This window comes from Streptomyces sp. NPDC029044 (genome assembly GCF_040637495.1).
Classification (GTDB): domain Bacteria; phylum Actinomycetota; class Actinomycetes; order Streptomycetales; family Streptomycetaceae; genus Streptomyces.
In genome coordinates this window covers 1-13,405 of record NZ_JBEZWN010000047.1, presented here as the reverse complement: position 1 = coordinate 13,405, position 13,405 = coordinate 1, and the positions used below count along the sequence as shown (strand labels likewise).

The 13,405-nt window shown below is 73.4% G+C and carries 13 protein-coding genes and 1 rRNA gene; 2 read left to right on the top strand and 12 right to left on the bottom strand.

Features of this window, described 5'->3' with window-relative positions:
• Positions 1 to 2 precede the first annotated feature (2 nt).
• The 5 genes from AB0E85_RS29045 to AB0E85_RS29025 all read right to left on the bottom strand — a co-directional run bounded on the left by AB0E85_RS29045 (position 3) and on the right by AB0E85_RS29025 (position 5,310).
• On the bottom strand, positions 3 to 1,145 hold the full coding sequence (locus AB0E85_RS29045; protein ID WP_361933099.1) for a glycosyltransferase family 4 protein: 1,143 nt from the start codon (positions 1,143 to 1,145) through the stop codon (positions 3 to 5).
• Positions 1,146 to 1,366: 221 nt separating this feature from the next.
• Entirely contained in the window at positions 1,367 to 3,085 is a 1,719-nt protein-coding gene (recN, locus tag AB0E85_RS29040; RefSeq protein WP_355836561.1) for a DNA repair protein RecN, read from the bottom strand.
• A gap of 173 nt (positions 3,086 to 3,258) precedes the next feature.
• The gene (locus AB0E85_RS29035) at positions 3,259 to 4,164 is read right to left on the bottom strand and encodes an NAD kinase (RefSeq protein ID WP_031112347.1); all 906 of its coding nucleotides are present in this window, start codon (positions 4,162 to 4,164) and stop codon (positions 3,259 to 3,261) included.
• Positions 4,161 to 4,976, bottom strand: coding sequence for a TlyA family RNA methyltransferase (locus tag AB0E85_RS29030; RefSeq protein WP_361933096.1), 816 nt, complete (start codon positions 4,974 to 4,976; stop codon positions 4,161 to 4,163). The genes AB0E85_RS29035 and AB0E85_RS29030 overlap by 4 nt, the downstream gene beginning before the upstream one ends.
• Positions 4,977 to 5,007: 31 nt before the next feature.
• On the bottom strand, positions 5,008 to 5,310 hold the full coding sequence (locus AB0E85_RS29025) for a hypothetical protein (protein WP_361933093.1): 303 nt from the start codon (positions 5,308 to 5,310) through the stop codon (positions 5,008 to 5,010).
• 42 nt (positions 5,311 to 5,352) lie between these two features.
• Here AB0E85_RS29025 and AB0E85_RS29020 point away from each other — a divergent pair, with 42 nt between their 5' ends.
• A complete protein-coding gene (locus tag AB0E85_RS29020; RefSeq protein WP_361933089.1) occupies positions 5,353 to 5,700 on the top strand; it encodes an SCP2 sterol-binding domain-containing protein in 348 nt (115 codons plus the stop codon).
• On the opposite strand, the gene AB0E85_RS29015 is transcribed toward AB0E85_RS29020, so the two are convergent.
• From AB0E85_RS29015 to AB0E85_RS29000, 4 genes are all read right to left on the bottom strand, one after another.
• Positions 5,684 to 6,574 (bottom strand): ABC transporter ATP-binding protein, encoded by an 891-nt coding sequence (locus tag AB0E85_RS29015; protein WP_361933086.1) that lies wholly within the window; start codon positions 6,572 to 6,574, stop codon positions 5,684 to 5,686. The two genes, AB0E85_RS29020 and AB0E85_RS29015, sit on opposite strands and share 17 nt — an antisense overlap.
• Positions 6,571 to 7,611 carry an iron chelate uptake ABC transporter family permease subunit gene (locus AB0E85_RS29010; RefSeq protein ID WP_361933084.1) on the bottom strand — a complete coding sequence of 347 codons (1,041 nt, stop codon included), beginning with the start codon at positions 7,609 to 7,611 and terminating at the stop codon, positions 6,571 to 6,573. The genes AB0E85_RS29015 and AB0E85_RS29010 overlap by 4 nt, the downstream gene beginning before the upstream one ends.
• Positions 7,608 to 8,651 carry an iron chelate uptake ABC transporter family permease subunit gene (locus tag AB0E85_RS29005; RefSeq protein ID WP_361933081.1) on the bottom strand — a complete coding sequence of 348 codons (1,044 nt, stop codon included), beginning with the start codon at positions 8,649 to 8,651 and terminating at the stop codon, positions 7,608 to 7,610. The genes AB0E85_RS29010 and AB0E85_RS29005 overlap by 4 nt, the downstream gene beginning before the upstream one ends.
• An 87-nt stretch (positions 8,652 to 8,738) precedes the next feature.
• Entirely contained in the window at positions 8,739 to 9,770 is a 1,032-nt protein-coding gene (locus tag AB0E85_RS29000) for an HAD hydrolase-like protein (RefSeq protein ID WP_361933078.1), read from the bottom strand.
• A 72-nt stretch (positions 9,771 to 9,842) separates the two neighbouring features.
• Between AB0E85_RS29000 and AB0E85_RS28995 the strand changes: the two genes are divergently transcribed.
• The gene (locus tag AB0E85_RS28995; RefSeq protein WP_361933075.1) at positions 9,843 to 11,135 is read left to right on the top strand and encodes a DUF1015 domain-containing protein; all 1,293 of its coding nucleotides are present in this window, start codon (positions 9,843 to 9,845) and stop codon (positions 11,133 to 11,135) included.
• 93 nt (positions 11,136 to 11,228) lie between these two features.
• On the opposite strand, the gene AB0E85_RS28990 is transcribed toward AB0E85_RS28995, so the two are convergent.
• The 3 genes from AB0E85_RS28990 to rrf all read right to left on the bottom strand — a co-directional run.
• Positions 11,229 to 12,026 carry a tetratricopeptide repeat protein gene (locus AB0E85_RS28990; RefSeq protein ID WP_361933191.1) on the bottom strand — a complete coding sequence of 266 codons (798 nt, stop codon included), beginning with the start codon at positions 12,024 to 12,026 and terminating at the stop codon, positions 11,229 to 11,231.
• Positions 11,918 to 13,297 carry a hypothetical protein gene (locus AB0E85_RS28985; protein WP_361933200.1) on the bottom strand — a complete coding sequence of 460 codons (1,380 nt, stop codon included), beginning with the start codon at positions 13,295 to 13,297 and terminating at the stop codon, positions 11,918 to 11,920. The genes AB0E85_RS28990 and AB0E85_RS28985 overlap by 109 nt, the downstream gene beginning before the upstream one ends.
• A gap of 17 nt (positions 13,298 to 13,314) precedes the next feature.
• Positions 13,315 to 13,405: ribosomal RNA gene (gene rrf / locus AB0E85_RS28980) — 5S ribosomal RNA — on the bottom strand; the annotation flags it as partial.

Sequence of the window (13,405 nt, the reverse complement as noted above, 5' to 3'; positions counted from 1 at the left end):
TCCTAGGGAAGCGGCCGGGGCTGGGTCAACTCGTCGTACACGCTGAGCACTTGGGCGACCGTCTCGTCCTCGGTCGGCCAGCCGGCCGCCTGCCGGGCGCCCTTGGCCGCCAGCAGGTCCCGCCGCTCCTGGTCGCCGAGCAGCCCCACGACGGCGTCGGCGAGGGCCTTCGCGTCCCCGTAGGGAACGAGTTCGGCCGCGTCACCGACGAGCTCCGGGATGCCGCCGACACCCGTCGCGACGAGCGGCACACGTGCGTGCAGGGCCTCCTGGGCGAGGACGGAGCGCGCCTCCCAGCGACTCGGCAGCAGGGCGAGGTCGGCCGCGGCGAGCAGGTCGGTGATGTCGTCGCGGCGCCCGATGAGCCGGACCGGCAGCCCCTCCTCCTCGATCCGCGCCTGGAGTTCACCGCGCAGCGGGCCCTCGCCGGCGATCACGACCAGCGGCACGGGTTCGAGGCGGCGCCAGGCGCGCGCGGCGTCCAGCAGCACGTCGTATCCGCGGTGGCGTTCCAGGGAGCCGACGGCCATGAGCAACGGCCGCCCGATGGCGCCCAGTTCGGCGCGCACCTTGGGCCGCCGCCGGTCGGGGTCGTCGGGCTCGCGGGGCCTGCGGGGACCCGGCAGTGCGACGGCCGCGAGCCGGGCGTCGCGCGCGCCGGTGAGCCGGGCCCGGTCCACGAGCGCCGAGGTCGTCCCCAGCACCACCGTGGCCGCCTTCACGACCCTTCGCTCCAGTACGCGCAGCATGTGGGCACGCGCGCCGTCGGCGTGCGCCCGGTCGTGCCACGTCACCACCAGCGGAGTACGCACGCGTCGGCCGCTGAGGGCGAGCACGGTACGGAAGGAGGCGTGCAGCCCGTGCGCGTGCACCAGGTCGGCGTTGGCGCAGGCCGCCCGCAGCGCGGCCACCGACACCGGGTCGCTGCTGCGCGGCACGTGCACGTGGTCGGCCCCGACGCCGCTGAAGTCATAGGCGCGATCGGCCTCAAAGGGGGCGCACACCGTGACTTTCACGCCCCGCGCGACGAGCCCCGCTGCCAGCGAGCGCACATGCGCACTGCTGGCGGCGTTGCCGCCGCCCAGCACCTGCACGGTGCGCAGCGGCAACTGGCCATGCGGTGAGTGGCTGCTCACGGGGGTCACGTGGCCGGGCTCCTGGTTCGGGTCGGGCGGTCACGACGCGGTTTCGCACGCGTACTCCGCCAAGGATGCCAGGACACAAGGGGGTTCCGGGAACGCCGGAACCCCTGTGCCGCGGCAGCGGGGCGCGGCACCGGGGGAACGCCCCGGGCCGGGTCACCCACACGAGTGAAATCGGGCGACCCGCCCGGTCTTGGCGCACCACCCCGGTGCGCCGCTGCGGCCTAGCCGTCCGCCCGGGCCGCCGCCAGCAGTTCCTCCGCGTGCGCCCGGGCCGTCTCGGAGTCCTCCTGCCCGGCGAGCATGCGGGACAGCTCGCGGACCCGGTCCTCTCCTTCGAGGACCTTGACGCCGGAGCGGGTCACCGACCCGTCGTTGGTCTTCTCGACCAGCAGCTGCCGGTCGGCGAAGGCAGCCACCTGGGGCAGGTGGGTCACGACCACGACCTGAGCGGTCTTCGCCAGCCGGGCGAGCCGCCGGCCGATCTCGACGGCCGCCTTGCCGCCGACGCCGGCGTCGACCTCGTCGAAGAGGTACGTGGGCACCGGGTCCGTCCCCGCGAACACCACTTCCACGGCCAGCATCACGCGCGACAGTTCACCGCCGGACGCGCCCTTGGCGATCGGCCGCGGCGGCGCCCCCGGGTGCGGGGCGAGCAGCAGCTCGACCTCGTCGGCGCCCGCGGGACCGTAGGCGACCGGACGCCCGCCGACCTCGACGCCTTCGGGGTCCTCGGTCTGCCGGATGTCGAAGGACACGCGCGCGTGGGGCATGGCGAGCGAGGCCAGCTCGGCGGTCACGGCGGCGGCGAACCGCTCGGCGGCCTCCGTCCGGGCATCCGTCAGCGCCTGCGCCAGCCCGCCCAGTTCGGACCGCAGCGCGTCCCGCTCGGCGGTCAGCTCCCCGATCCGCTCGTCGTCGCCGTCCAGCTCGGTGAGCCGGGCGGCGCTCTGCTCGGCCCAGGCCAGCACGGTGGCGATGTCCTCGCCGTACTTGCGCGTCAGCCCGGTGAGCGCGGCCCGCCGCTCCTCGACGGCCGCCAGCCGCAGCGGATCGGCGTCCAGGTCGTCGGCGTACCCCGCCAGGTCGCCGGCCGCGTCGCGCAGCAGGATCCCGATCTCCCCGATGCGGTCGGCGAGCGCGGCCAGCGCCGGGTCGTGCGACCGTACGGCGTCCAGGGCCCGCTGCGCGCCCGCGACGAGCGTCCCGGCGTCGACACCCTCCGGGTCCTCGGGGTTGCCCGCGAGACCGGCGTGCGCGACCGCGGCGGCGGACGCCAGCGCCTCTGCGTGCCCGAGCCGCTCGGCCTCCTCGGCCAGCTCCACGTCCTCACCCGCGCGGGGTTCGACGGCCGCGATCTCGTCGAGCCCGAAGCGCAGCAGATCGGCCTCCTGGGCCCGCTCCCGGGCCCGGGTGGTGATCTCGTCGAGCTCGGCGGCTACGGCCCGCAGCCGCTTGTACGCCTCGCCGTACTTGGCCAGCGGCCCGGCGACCGCGTCGCCCGCGTACCGGTCGAGCGCCTGCCGCTGCCGGGACAGCTTGAGCAGCCCCTGCTGGTCGGTCTGCCCGTGCACGGCCACCAGCTCGTCGGCGAGCTCGGCCAGGACACCCACCGGCACGCTGCGCCCGCCCAGGTGCGCCCGTGAGCGCCCCTCGGCGGAAACGGTGCGGCTGATCAGCAGGGCCCCGTCGTCGAGCTCGGCCCCGGCCTCCTCGGCGCGTACGGCGACCGCGGCGTCCCGGGGGACGGTGATCCGCCCCTCCACGACGGCCTTCCCGGCCCCGATCCGCACGAGCGCCGGGTCGGCGCGCCCGCCCAGCAGCAACCCCAGGCTGGTGACCACCATGGTCTTGCCCGCACCCGTCTCACCGGTGACCGCGGTGAACCCGGGCGACAGCTCGACGACAGCATCGTCGATCACGCCCAGCGACCGTATCCGCATCTCCTCCAACACGGACAAGACCTTACGAGGTCCGGGCGGGCGAGTGCGACTGGCCCGCCCCTGTCACCCACGAGAGTGGTGCTCGGCCCCTGGGGGCGGGGGAAACTGCGCGCCTGGCCACAGAGCACCCGCGCCCGCCGACGACGAGCAGCCCCCTGACGACGAGCAGCCCCCTAGTGAGGTGCGCCCCGCCACCCGGAAACAGGCAGCGCGAACTTCGCCACCAGCCGGTCCGTGAAGGACGCGTGGTGCAGCCGGGCGAGCCGGACCGGCACTGCTCCCCGCCGCACCTCCACCCGCGCCCCGGGCGGCAACTCGACCGTCCGCCGCCCGTCGCACCACAGCACACCCGGCGGAATGTGGGGCAGAACCTCCACAGCCAACACAGAATCCGGCGATGTCACGAGCGGCTTCGCGAACAGCGCGTGCGCGGAGATCGGCACCATCAGCAGCGCCTCGACCTCCGGCCACACCACCGGCCCGCCCGCCGAGAAGGCGTACGCCGTCGACCCCGTGGGGGTCGCACACACGATCCCGTCGCAGCCGAAGCCCGTCACCGGCCGCCCGTCGATCTCCAGGACGATCTCCAGCATCCGCTCGGCGGACACCTTCTGCACGGCCGCCTCGTTCAGCGCCCAGTCCGTGTGCACGATGTCCCCGTTGCGGTGCACGACGACGTCGACGGTCATCCGCTCCTCGACCTCGTACGCCTTGGTGACCACCCGGTCGACAACCTTGTCGAGGTCGTCGCGCTCGGCCTCCGCGAGGAACCCGACGCGCCCGAGGTTGACGCCGAGCATCGGCACACCCGACGCCCGCGCGAACTCGGCACCGCGCAGCAGCGTGCCGTCACCGCCCAGCACGATGAGCAGCTCACAGCCGTCGAGGCACTGCGGAGTGGCCTCCTTGACCAGCTCCACCTCGGCCGGCAGGGGCAGGTCGCGCGCCTCGGCCTCCAGGACGCGCACGCCCAGACCGGAGCGCAGCAGCCCCTTCACGACGAGTTCGGCACTGCGCACGGCGGCGGGCCGCCCCGTGTGGGCGAGCAGGAAAACAGTACGAGCTCGGTTCTCGGTCAACGCGGCCCCTCCGCCACTGCACGGTCTGCCTCGGCCGGGTCCAGTTCCGGTGCCCCGGACCGCAGCCACAGAAAGTATTCGACATTCCCCGACGGCCCGGGCAGCGGACTGGCCGTCACACCCTTCACCCCGAGCCCCAGCCCCCAGGCCTTCTCGGCCACCCCGCGTACCGCCTCGGCCCGCAGCTGGGTGCTGCGTACCACTCCCCCGCTGCCGAGGCGCTCCTTGCCCACCTCGAACTGCGGCTTGACCATCATCACCAGATCGGCGTCCGGCTTCACGCACCGCACCAGGGCGGGCAGGACCAGCCCGAGCGGGATGAAGGACAGATCCCCCACGACAAGATCCACTGGCTCCCCATCGATCGCTTCAAGCGTCAACTCGCGTACGTTCGTACGGTCCTTGACGGTGACGCGTTCATCCTTCTGGAGGGACCACGCGAGTTGTCCGTATCCGACGTCCACGGCGACGACGTGCGCGGCGCCCGCCCGCAGCAGGACATCGGTGAAACCGCCGGTGGACGCGCCGGCGTCGAGCGCCCTGCGCCCCTCGACGGGCAGCCCCTGCGGACCGAACACCGCGAGCGCGCCGGCCAGCTTGTGGCCGCCGCGCGAGACGTAGTCGGGGTCGCTGTCGTCCTGGGCCACCACGATCGCGGCCGCGGTCTCCACCTGCGTGGCGGGTTTGGTCGCGACGGTCTTGCCGACGGAGACCCGCCCCGCGGCGATCAGCTGCGCGGCGTGCTCGCGCGAACGCGCGAGCTTCCGGCGGACCAGCTCCGCGTCCAGACGGCGACGTGCGACTCCTGCCACGTTCGGTTCAGCTCCTAGGTCCAGGCGGCGATCAGAGGGGGCGACCCGAAGGGTCTCGTTGAGGGGTGGTGGTCGGGTGACGGGCGGGAGCCGGAGGTCCCGGGCGTACGTCGAGCGCGGTGAGCGCGTCGCGCAGCCCCCGGTGTACATCCTCGTACACCTCGACATGCCCGTCCGTGGCGAGGTGGTCAGCGTCGCCGAGCCGGCCCAGGGCGGCGTCCACACCGGCGTCGCCGGTGGGCGTGCGGGGCACGTTCAGGGGAGCGGGGGCGGCGGGGTCGTGCGCCGGCTCTTCCTCCGCCGCCGGAGGGGCCTCGGGAACTGCGTCGTCCATGCCCCGACGCTACCGCGAACCGCTGCGGTACCGTCGACCGCGATGGCCACGATCGAGGAGTGCCGCAGCGCACTCGACAAGCTTTCGGACAACATGCAGCGCGCCGAAGGGGCCGTCCGCGACGCCGCGGCCCTGGACCGCTCGGTGAGCTGCCACATCACGGACCTCGACGTCACCTTCACCGGCCGGATGCGCGGCGGGCGGATCGAGGTGCACGACACCGTGCCGGGGCCGCCGCCCGGCAAGGCCGAGATCAGACTCGCCATGACCGGCGACGACCTGGTCGCGCTGGTCGGCGGCGAGCTGAGCTTCGCCAAGGCCTGGGGCTCCGGCCGGGTGAAGCTGCACGCGGGCGTGCGGGACCTGCTCCAGCTCAGGAAGCTTCTGTAGCCGCGGCCTTCCCGACCGCGGCCATGGCCCCGGCCCGGGCCTTGCGGGCCGCCGGCACGACCAGCGGCGTGCCCGTCTCCGGGTCGTCGATGACCTGGCAGCGCAGCCCGAAGACCTCCTCGACCAGTCCGGCCGTGACGATGTCCTTCGGTGCGCCCTCGGCGATCACCCGGCCCTCGCGCAGGGCGATGAGGTGGGTGGCGTAGCGGGCGGCGTGGTTCAGGTCGTGCAGCACGGCGACGAGCGTGCGCCCCTGCTCCTCGTGCAGCTCGGCGCACAGGTCCAGGACGTCGATCTGGTGCTGGATGTCCAGGAATGTCGTCGGCTCGTCGAGGAGCAGCAGCGGCGTCTGCTGGGCGAGCGCCATGGCGATCCACACGCGCTGGCGCTGGCCGCCGGAGAGTTCGTCGACGTAGCGGTCGCCGAGTTCGGCCACGCCGGTCTGCCGCATCGACTCCTGGACGACCCGCTCGTCCTCGGCCGACCACTGGCGCAGGATGCCCTGGTGCGGGTAGCGGCCGCGGCCGACCAGGTCGGCGACCGTGATGCCGTCGGGCGCGATGGACGACTGGGGCAGCAGGCCGAGGGTCCGCGCGACCTTCTTGGCGGGCATCGACTGGATGACGTTGCCGTCCAGCAGCACCCGGCCCTCGCTCGGCTTGAGCATCCGCGACAGCGCCCGCAGCAGCGTCGACTTGCCGCACGCGTTGGGGCCCACGATCACGGTGAAGGAGTTGTCGGGTATCTCCACCGACAACCGCTCCGCGATGACCCGCTGGTCGTAGGCGAGGGTGACGTTCTCGGCGGACAGGCGGTTCACGGTGCTCCCTTGGTTGTTCGGTCCGCTGGTGCTCTTCTCCACCCCGGTGCTCATATCCGGCCCGCCCGGCGCTCGCTGACCAGCAGCCACAGCAGGTAGACCCCGCCGAGCACACCGGTGACCACACCCACGGGCAGCTGCTCGGCGCCGAACGCCCGCTGCGAGACCCAGTCGGCGACGACCAGCAGGGCCGCGCCCATGCACAGCGAGGGCAGCAGGTTCGGCCCGGGCGAGCGGGTCAGGCGCCGGGCCAACTGCGGCGCGGTGAGCGCGACGAAGCTGACGGGGCCGGCCGCGGCGGTGGCGGACGCGGTGAGCAGCACGGCCGCCACCATCAGCAGCAGCCGCACCCGCTCGACCCGCACCCCGAGGGCGTACGACACGTCGTCGCCCATCTCCATCATCCGCAGCCCGCGCGCGTTGACGAGGACGAGCGGCACCAGCACGGCGGTCAGCGCGAGCAGCGGCCACACCTGGTCCCAGTCCCGGCCGTCGAGGGACCCGGTCATCCACACGACCGCGCGGGCCGCGTCCACGATGTCGGACTTGGTGAGCAGATAGCCGTTGACCGCCGTGACGATCGCGGAGACGCCGATCCCGACCAGGACCAGCCGGTAGCCGTGCACGCCCCGCTTCCAGGCCAGCACGTAGATGGCGAGTCCGGTCACCAGGCCGCCGACCAGTGCGCCGGCCGCGACCTGGTTGGCGCTCCCGGAGCTCAGCACGATCACCACGAGCGCGCCGGCCGTCGCCCCCTGCCCGAGACCCAGTACGTCCGGACTGCCCAGCGGATTGCGGGAGATGGCCTGGAACAGGGCCCCGCCCAGTCCGAGCGAGGCGCCTACCAGCAGCCCGACGAGGACCCGCGGCAGCCGCAGCTCGTTGACGATGAACTCCTGGCCCGGGTTGCCCTCGCCGACCAGCGTCCGCAGCACGTCGGCGGCCGGGATCGGGAAGTCGCCGGTGCCGATGAGCACGACACTCGCCACGAGCGCCGCGACGATCAGCAGGAGCACGACGGTGACGGCCCGTGCGTCCAGGCGTACCGAGAGGCCGCCCGGCGTCCGCACGGCACGGTTGGTGGTCTTCACAGCTGCGCCGTCCTCCGCCGTCGTACGAGAAAGATGAACACCGGCCCGCCGAGGATCGCGGTGACGATGCCCACCTGGAGCTCCGAGGGCCGCGCCACGATCCGGCCGACGACATCGGCGCCGAGCAGCAGCACGGGCGACAGGATCGCCGCGTACGGCAGGATCCAGCGCAGGTCGGGCCCGGTGAAGGAGCGCACCACGTGCGGCACCATCAGCCCGACGAACACGATCGGCCCGCACGCGGCGGTCGCGGCCCCGCACAGCACGGTCGCGGCCAGCATCGACAGCGCCCGGGTGCGGTTGAGGTCGGCGCCGAGGGCCTTGGCGGTGTCGTCGCCCATGGCCATCGCGTTGAGCGGGCGGGCGAGCGCCAGCGCCAGGACCGTGCCGGTCAGCAGGAACGGCAGGACCTGCGTGATGGTCGAGTCGGTCGCCGAGGCCAGCGAACCGACCGTCCAGAAGCGCATCTTGCCGAGCGCCGCCTCGTCCATGATCATCACGGCCTGGAGGTAGCCGTACAGCGCGGCGCTGATGGCCGTGCCGGCGAGCGCGAGCCGCACCGGCGTCGCCCCCCGGCTGCCGCCGAGGAACCACACCAGCGCCCCGACCGCGGCAGCGCCGAAGAACGCGAACCAGACGTAACCGCTGAGCGAGGTGACCCCGAAGTACGTGATGGCCGTGACGACCGCGGCGGAGGCACCGGCATTGATGCCGAGCAGACCGGGATCGGCCAGCGGGTTGCGCGTGAGGGCTTGCAGGACCGCCCCGGCCAGGCCGAGCGCGGCGCCCGCGAGCAGCCCGAGCACGGTCCGCGACAGCCGCTCCGCCACGACGACGTCCCCATAGGTCCCCGACTCCTCGAACAGGCCGTGCCAGACCTGGCCGAGGGACAGCTCTTTCGCACCGATCGCGATACTCGCCAGCGCGACGAGCACCAGGATCGCGAGGGACAGCAGGAGCCCGAAGGCTCGCACCGCCCGTCGGGCCGGGGGCGCGGGGGCGGTCTCCGCGCGCGGTTCAGGGGGACTCTCGACCAACACGCAGGTTAGGTTAGCCTACCCTCGCATTCGAGCAAGATTCGGATCCCGGCCCCGCTGCGGGTACCCGGCCCGGGCGCTGACAAGTGCTCAGATACCCAGCCGCGCCAGCGCCTTCCCCCCGTCCAGCTCGCACCCACCCTCACCGGCCGCCGTCCACGCCGCCGCGCACAACGCACGCAGCCCGTCCAGAGACTCGCCCTCCCCGTCGAGCTCCAGCCGGTCCGCACCGGCCGTCGCCGTCCAGCCACCGCACCGGAATCCGCCCTCGCCCGCTTCGACGACCTCCGGCTGACGGCCGAGCATCCCGCGCAGATCCGCGTCCACGTACGTCGGCCGGTGCTGCGGAGGCGCGGCCAGCAGCTGAGCGCCGTCGGTGACGCCGGTCAGGACCAGCAGCGAGTCGACCTCCCCGTTGAACGCGCCCTCGATGTCCGTGTCCAGCCGGTCCCCCACCACCAGCGGCCGCTGCGCGCCGGTCCGCAGGATCGTCTCCCGATGCATCGGGGGCAGTGGCTTGCCCGCGACCTGCGGCTCGGCACCCGTGGCGATCCGGACGACCTCCACCGCGGCGCCGTTGCCCGGCGCGATCCCCCGCCCGCTCGGGATGGTGAGGTCGGTGTTGGACGCGAACCACGGCACGCCCCGGGCCACCGCGTAGGACGCCTCGGCGAACCGGCCCCACGGCAGATCGGGCCCGCCGAACCCCTGCACCACCGCCGCCGGATCGTCGTCCGCCGACTCGACGGGCACGAGCCCGCGCTCGCGCAACGCCACCCGCAGCCCCTCACCGCCGATCACCAGCACCCGGGCACCCTGCGGCACCTGCTCACTGATCAGCCGCGCGACCGCCTGCGCCGAGGTGATGACGTCCTCCGCGCCCGTCGGTATCCCCAGCTCCGTCAGATGCCCGGCCACGGTGTCCGGCGTCCGCAGCGCGTTGTTCGTGACGTATGCGAGCCGCATACCGCCCTGCCGGGCCCGGGCCAGCGACTCGACCGCGTGCGCGATCGCGCTCCCGCCCGCGTACACGACACCGTCGAGATCGAGCAGCGCCGTGTCGTACGCCTCGCTCAGGGCCTGCCCACAGCCCTCGGGCCTCGTCCTGACGCTCCGGCTCATCCCGCATCGCTCCTCGTTCGACGGCTTTCCCCCGATCATCCCCCATGCCACCGACACCCGTACGATGCCGGGATGGATACAGCAGGTCACTCGGAGGCAACGGCGCGCCGAGGCCTGGAACTCACCCCGTTCCGAGGCCTTCGTTACGACCCCGACCGGGTCGGCAGCCTAGCCGCCGTCACATCTCCGCCGTACGACGTCGTGGTGCGCCCCGATGGCCTGCACCACCTCGAGGCCGCCGACCCGCACAACATCGTCCGACTGATCCTCCCCCAGGCCGCCACGCCCAGCGCCCGCAACGAACAGGCCGCCGACACCCTGCGCCGCTGGCTGTCGGAGGGCGTCCTGACCAGCGACCCGGAACCGGGGCTCTACGTCTACGAGCAGCAGGACGGCGACGGCATGCTGCAACGCGGCATCATCGGCGCCCTGCGCGTGTCCGACCCCGCCGAGCAGGTGGTGCTGCCGCACGAGGACGTCATGCCGCACATCGTCGCCGACCGCGCCGCCCTCATGCGCGCCACCTCGGCCAACCTGGAACCCCTCCTGCTCACCTACCGGGGCGACGACGCCACGGCTGCCACGGCCGACCTGATCGAGCGCACCGCCGAACAGCCTCCGCTCCTCGCCACCACCACGGAGGACGGCTTCCACCACCGCCTGTGGTCGGTCACCTCTCCCGAGGACCTGGCCGCGATCCAGACCGGCCTCGGCCGGCACCAGGCCCTGATCGCCGACGGCCACCACCGCTGGGCGACCTACCGCCGCCTCCGAGCGGAGCACCCCTCGCCCAGCCCGTGGGACCACGGCCTGGTGCTCCTCATCGACACGGTCCGCTACCCGCTCCGGGTCCGCGCCATCCACCGTCTGCTGCACGACCTGCCGGTCGGCGAGGCCGTGGCAGCCCTGGAGGGCCGTTTCCGTGTACGCCGGCTCGAAGTGCCCCTCCCCGAGGCCCTGGACGCCCTGGCCGACGCGGCCGGCGCCGGCAACGCGTTCCTCCTGGCCGGCGACGGCGCCTTCCACCTCGTCGACCAGCCCGACCCCGACCTGCTGGCCCGCACGATCCCCGCCGACCGCCCCGAGGCCTGGCGCACCCTGGACGCGACGGTCCTGCACGCCACGCTGCTGGAGCACGTCTGGCGCATCCCCGAGGACTCCCCCGCCCACATCGCCTACATCCACGACACGGCGGCCACGGTGGAGAAGGCGGAACGCGACGGCGGAACGGCCGTGTTGATGCACCCGGTCCGCGAGGAGGTCGTCCGCGACCTGGCCCGCCAGGGCGTGACGATGCCCCGTAAGTCGACGTCGTTCGGCCCGAAGCCGGCGACGGGCCTGGTGCTGCGGGCGCTGGACCTCTGACAGGGCGAATGACAGGGCGAAGCCGGTGACGACACGACGAAGGGGCGGGCCCCAGGCCTCACGGCCGGGATCCCGCCCCTCCTTCGACGGACGTCAGTCCTTGTCGTCCTGATCGTCGTTGTTGTCGTCGTTGTTGTCGTCGTTCTTGTTCTCGTCCTCGTCCTCGCCCGCCTCGGACGAAGCCGGAGCCTGGACCTCGTCGTCCTCGTCCTCGGTCATGGCGTCGACGAACTCCACACCGTCCAGCTCGGCAAGCCGGTCCGAGGCGTCGGTGCTGCCGTCGCGGTCGGCCTCGACGGCCTTCGCGAACCACTCCCGCGCCTCGCTCTCCCGCCCGGCGGCGAGCAGCGCGTCGGCGTAGGCGTACCGCAGTCGCGCGGTCCACGGCTGCACGGAGTTCGCGGCCAGCTCCGGGCTCTGCAGCGTCACGATGGCCGCGTCCAGCTGCCCCATGTCCCGCCGCGCGCCGGCCGCGACGAGCCGCATCTCGACCTGCCCGGCCTTGTCGAGCTTGTGCACCTCGGGGGCTCCGGCCATGTCCAGCGCCTTCTCCGGCCGTCCGAGCCCGCGCTCGCAGTCGGCCATGACGGGCCAGAGGTCGATGTTCCCGGTCATCCGCTTGGCGGCCCGGAACTCGGCCAGCGCCTCGCCGTACTTCTGGTTGGCGTAGGCGGCGAACCCGGCGGCCTCCCGCACGGCGGCCACACGCGAAGCCAGCCGCAGCGCGACCCTGGAGTAGCCGTACGCACCCTCGGGGTCCTCGTCGAGGAGCCGCGCGACCATCACCAGGTTCCTGGCGACGTCGTCCGCGAGCGTCTTGGGCAGGCTCTGCAGCTCCTGCCGCACGTCCTTGTCGATCTCCTCGCCGGTGACGTCCTCGGGGATCGGCAGCCGCTTGATGGGCTCCCTGTCCCGGTCCCGCTCCTCACGGAACCGGCCGGGGGCACGCCGGTCGTCCCGGCCTCGGAAGCCCCCGCGGTCGCCGTCACGCCGGTCACCGTCACGCCGGAAGGCCGGACGGTCGCCACGGTCGTCCCGACGGGGCCCGCGCCCGCCGCGGTCGTCACGGCCGCGGAAGCCACCGCGATCGTCCCCGCGGCGGTCGTCACGACGGTCGTCACGACGGAACTCGCCGCGGTCGCCACGGTCGCTGCGAGGGCCGTCCTCGCGACGGAACCCGGGACGCCCGCCCCGGCCGGCGTCGTCACGGCGGAAGCCACCGCGCTCCCCGCGGTCGTCCCCGCGACGCTCGTCACGGCGCTCGTCACGGCGCTCGTCACGACCCCGGAAACCACCGCGGTCATCACGCCGGAAGCCCCGGTCACCGTCCCTGGGGCGGTCCCGGTCGCCACCGCGGAACCCGCGATCGCGGTCGTCGCCGCGGAAGCCACGGTCGCGGTTGTCGTCGCGACGGAAACCGCCACGCTCACGATCGTCGCGACGGGGGAACCCGCCACGGTCGCCCTCGCGCCGCTCGCCACGACGGTCGTCACGTCGGTCGTCGCGTCGGTCGTCACGCCTGTCATCACGCCGGAAGGCGGGGCGGTCGCCGCGGTCCTCGCGGCGGAACCCGCCACGGTCACGGTCGTCCCTGCGCGGTCCGCGATCGCGGTCGTCACGCCGGCCGTACCCACCGCCACGGTTGTCGTCACGCCGGAAACCGCCACGGTCCCGGTCGTCGCGGCGCTCACCGCGGTCATCCCGGTCGTCGCGCCGGAAGGCAGGGCGGTCGCCGCGGTCCTCGCGGCGGAACCCGCCACGGTCACGGTCGTCCCTGCGCGGTCCGCGATCGCGGTCGTCACGCCGGCCGTACCCACCGCCACGGCTGTCGTCACGCCGGAAACCGCCACGATCCCCTCGATCCGGGCGGTCGCCACGGTCGTCCCGACGGAACCCGCCTCGGTCGTTGCCGCCTCGGTCGTTGTCACGGCGGAAGCCCCCACGGTCTCCGCCGCGGCTCCCGCGCTGACCGCCGCGGTCGTTCCGCTCGCTCCGGTCCCCCTCCCGTCGCCGCTGGTCGCGCTCCGGTCGGTCGTCGGGAGAGTTGGTGGACATGGTGACTCCTGTCTTCGGTACCGCAAGTCATTCTCGCGCAGCCGGGTGCCCAGCGCGCAGTGCAAAAACAAAAAGGACCCGTGGTCCCAGCTGAACGCTGGGACCACGGGTCCTTCCAAAGATTGTTCGGCGGCGTCCTACTCTCCCACAGGGTCCCCCCTGCAGTACCATCGGCGCTGTAAGGCTTAGCTTCCGGGTTCGGAATGTAACCGGGC

Excerpts from the sequence above, each read along its gene's own strand:
- AB0E85_RS28995 (WP_361933075.1), top strand. The coding sequence starts at position 9,843 with ATGGATACAGCAGGTCACTCGGAGGCAACGGCGCGCCGAGGCCTGGAA.
- AB0E85_RS29025 (WP_361933093.1), bottom strand. The coding sequence starts at position 5,310 with ATGGACGACGCAGTTCCCGAGGCCCCTCCGGCGGCGGAGGAAGAGCCG.
- AB0E85_RS29015 (WP_361933086.1), bottom strand. The coding sequence starts at position 6,574 with ATGAGCACCGGGGTGGAGAAGAGCACCAGCGGACCGAACAACCAAGGG.
- AB0E85_RS29020 (WP_361933089.1), top strand. The coding sequence starts at position 5,353 with ATGGCCACGATCGAGGAGTGCCGCAGCGCACTCGACAAGCTTTCGGAC.
- recN (WP_355836561.1), bottom strand. The coding sequence starts at position 3,085 with ATGCGGATACGGTCGCTGGGCGTGATCGACGATGCTGTCGTCGAGCTG.
- AB0E85_RS29000 (WP_361933078.1), bottom strand. The coding sequence starts at position 9,770 with ATGAGCCGGAGCGTCAGGACGAGGCCCGAGGGCTGTGGGCAGGCCCTG.